Source organism: Roseburia amylophila (genome assembly GCF_025567465.1).
Classification (GTDB): domain Bacteria; phylum Bacillota; class Clostridia; order Lachnospirales; family Lachnospiraceae; genus Roseburia_C; species Roseburia_C amylophila.
On record NZ_JAOQKI010000035.1, the window covers coordinates 1 to 3,411 of the forward strand.

The 3,411-nt window shown below is 36.3% G+C and carries 4 protein-coding genes; all 4 read right to left on the reverse strand.

Annotated elements, in window-relative coordinates; all coding sequences use genetic code 11:
* Window positions 1-375 precede the first annotated feature (375 nt).
* The gene (locus OCV43_RS13730) at window positions 376-699 is read right to left on the reverse strand and encodes an immunity 8 family protein (protein WP_262624370.1); all 324 of its coding nucleotides are present in this window, start codon (window positions 697-699) and stop codon (window positions 376-378) included.
* Window positions 700-713: 14 nt separating this feature from the next.
* The gene (locus OCV43_RS13735) at window positions 714-2,105 is read right to left on the reverse strand and encodes a hypothetical protein (protein ID WP_262624371.1); all 1,392 of its coding nucleotides are present in this window, start codon (window positions 2,103-2,105) and stop codon (window positions 714-716) included.
* Between the two features lie 104 nt (window positions 2,106-2,209).
* Complete coding sequence (locus OCV43_RS13740) at window positions 2,210-2,737, reverse strand: hypothetical protein (protein ID WP_242994227.1); 528 nt, start codon at window positions 2,735-2,737, stop codon at window positions 2,210-2,212.
* Window positions 2,738-2,741: 4 nt separating this feature from the next.
* Window positions 2,742-3,411, reverse strand: a 670-nt coding sequence (locus OCV43_RS13745; RefSeq protein WP_262624372.1) for a hypothetical protein, incomplete at its 5' end; no start/stop codon positions are given.

Here is a 3,411-nt window from a genome sequence, read left to right on the forward strand (position 1 = left end):
TCTGCCCATTTGTAACTATTCACAAATCTTATATCAGTTTTTAACGTTTACACAAAACTTGAAACGGTCTCTTATTTTCGGATGTCCTTATGTGGAGACATAATAAATTTTATTTTGGGAATTCATTTTATTTTATCAAATACTCCTTCATTAACAAAACTCTTCTTCCATCCAATTCTCCAGTATCAATCTCAACATCAAATTTAAAACAAACCGATTAGCAATTTCATCCTCCAGTGTTTTTAATTCCTCTTTATCAGTATGCTCACATAAAATTTCAACCTTTCTTTAGCTTCTTCTTGATTCTAATTCAATAAGTAGTCCCTTTTTCAGTTCTCATTAATTCAATTCATATAATAGAACTGCACTTAAATATTATGACTCTTGCATCCTAAAATAGGAACTGATATTTAAATATGTATTTTTATCTGTATCCGATATACAATTTTTAATTATGGCATTAATCTTTTGTTTCATTTCACTTTCATCATAGTACTTCGTAATCATCCATCCTTTATTTAGCATAATTCCATTGTCCGGAAAGCCTTCATAAAGCCTTTTTATACTGATTACATTAAAATCATAAACTTCATATACATAATTTTCCTTTTGAGGTCCAATAAACACCTCGCATGATAGAAAAAAATCTTCTTCATCTATGTAATCTTTTTGTTTAATATTTATTGCTTTTATTTCCATAAAAACTCCTTTCATTAATCTAAAATATCAATATGTACATTCTTTAATTGAGAGCTATGCTGTCCTGGATTAGGATATGGATTATTAACCATAATGTTCTCTTGGAAATTAGCTTTCCACATGCCTTCCTTAGGTTTATACTGAATTCTAAATGCTCGCATCCCATCAGCACTGGAATAACCTAATATATTCCCCGAATTGTCTTTAATGACATTATAACTATCCCCAACCCATGCTTTACCAGCCGACATGGCATTCTCTCTCGTGGCACTACCAAGTGTCGATAAGCCTTTATCTGATTGCTTAACACCTAATATCATTTGAATGTCAGATAAATCATTCACATATCCTTCATGCCACCATTTTGATTTTCTACCACTCTCTCCCACATTCCCCAGTTGCTGTTTTCTAAGTTCCAACAGCTCCTCCGGGTTTACTTTCTTTAATGCAAGTGCTTCGTCTACCTTTCCGATTCCTCTTATTTCTGCCTCTGTGAGCCCTTCCTTGCTTCCATTCTCAAGAAAATCAAGATATTTCTGGGCATCTTCCTTTGACATTCCTTCTGCAAAAGAACTGTGTAATCCACTTACATTTGCCATGGAATCTAGCTCACTGAGCGTTCCATATGTTGCTATTCCGGTTAGTGAACCAACTACAAAACCTGCCAGTGGACTGTTGGTTGCTTCTGTCATTCTCTTGTCCACATAGCTGCTGGCTGCCACCGTCAGTCCCTGCTTTGCATACTCTGTTACTACGGCCCTTCCTATGGATGTTCCTGCACTTACTGCTGCATTAGCCGCCATTCCTCCTGTCAGTATCAGAGAAGCAGCGATTGTCAAAACATTTCCTATTAAATAATAGAGGTCCGGATTGCTGGCAAATAATGTATCACGGATTGGATTAACCGATACCATTCTTGGGTCTCCTGTTACTCCTGCATAAACATCCTGACCACCTTCTACTGTATTTGAAAAACCATATGCTACTGTTCCTGCGCCAATTGCCATTACTCCTACTGTAGCCACTAAAGGAAGTGCCATACCACAGGTTGCTACGACAAGCATTCCTCCCAGAATCATGGTTCCGACTCCGACAAGTGTTTTCACAATGCCTTCTTCTGTTCTCAGTCGGATAGATTCCTGCCACTGCTGTTGCTGCAGTTCATAGAACTCCTCACAGGAGTTTACCCTGTCCTTCACCTGCTCGAGATATGTACTTAACATTCCATCCATCATCTGTGCCAGTTGAAAAGGCTCTGTTGCATTCACAACCGATGCATCATATGTACTGATTGTAGCACTACTGCCACCTAACTGTCCACCAATAATACTGCGAAGATAACCTACCATCATATCGATGGGATACATATCTGCATGGCTGTGCACCTCTTCATATTCCCCTATCATTCTTAATTGCTATATGGACGACCCTGATGATTAATTAATAGGCGTGCATGAGTTGTAGGTTATTGGATGTCCGAAAGTATAAACCTAATTTAAAAACAATATTCTTATAGTAAACATTTTGAATTCATAATTTCTATCATTTCCTCTTGATTCAAATTTTTTAATTCTATTCCAACGAAATCATCTCCTAGAAACAATAAATTATTTAAATCATTAATCCTATATGCATTTAAAACACGCTCTTTAATATCATCTTTTAATATTAAAATTGCATTTTCTAACTTCCAAAATTTAAATCTCCCATCTACGGTAACATTCATACTATTCTCATTGAAATTCTCATTACTTATACTAATTCCAATACCCTCATTTATAATTGCGGGAATATCACTAATATTATTAATCATTTCATCTTGAACAAAATAGCTAATATACTCTATCATTCCATCTTCTGGATTAATTGCTATGTCCAACGGAGGCTTGCGCTTATCCTCATAAAACAAATGGTAATTTTGTCCTATTCTTTTATCAGCAGCTGATATTTCAAATAAAACAAGCCCCTCTCCCATACCTTCTATTTTTCGAATATATTTTTTGTTATTAAATACTTTTTCAAACTTCACTTTTTTCACCTTTCTAATTAAGCATCCTTGCATGATATACTACACCAGTCTCAGTATTAATACCAAGTTCCCAATTACCATATGTACCAAAATATCTTCCAGATGCCTCTGTACCTATCGTTTCCATCGCTTTATTAAGTGATGCAGAATAACTTTCTAACATTGCTTGACTTCTAGTCCCAATGCTCCAACTCTCATCTCCAAATCTACTTACATACTCACCCATATGTTTGGTTGCATTTGAATTTGTCCATAATGTGTTCGTTCCTGTTTCAGTATTCACATAATTAATTTTTCCATCCAAATCAATTTTAAAGGTGGCAGGTATTTCAGTAGCAGGCATATTGTCAGCTGTACCAGTAATATTATCCCATACAGTACCAGTATTACTACCACTCTCTCCCACATTCCCCAGTTGCTGTTTTCTAAGTTCCAACAGCTCCTCCGGGTTTACTTTCTTTAATGCAAGTGCTTCGTCTACCTTTCCGATTCCTCTTATTTCTGCCTCTGTGAGCCCTTCCTTGCTTCCATTCTCAAGAAAATCAAGATATTTCTGGGCATCTTCCTTTGACATTCCTTCTGCAAAAGAACTGTGTAATCCACTTACATTTGCCATGGAATCTAGCTCACTGAGCGTTCCATATGTTGCCATTCCGGTTAGTGAGCCAACTACAAAGCCTGCC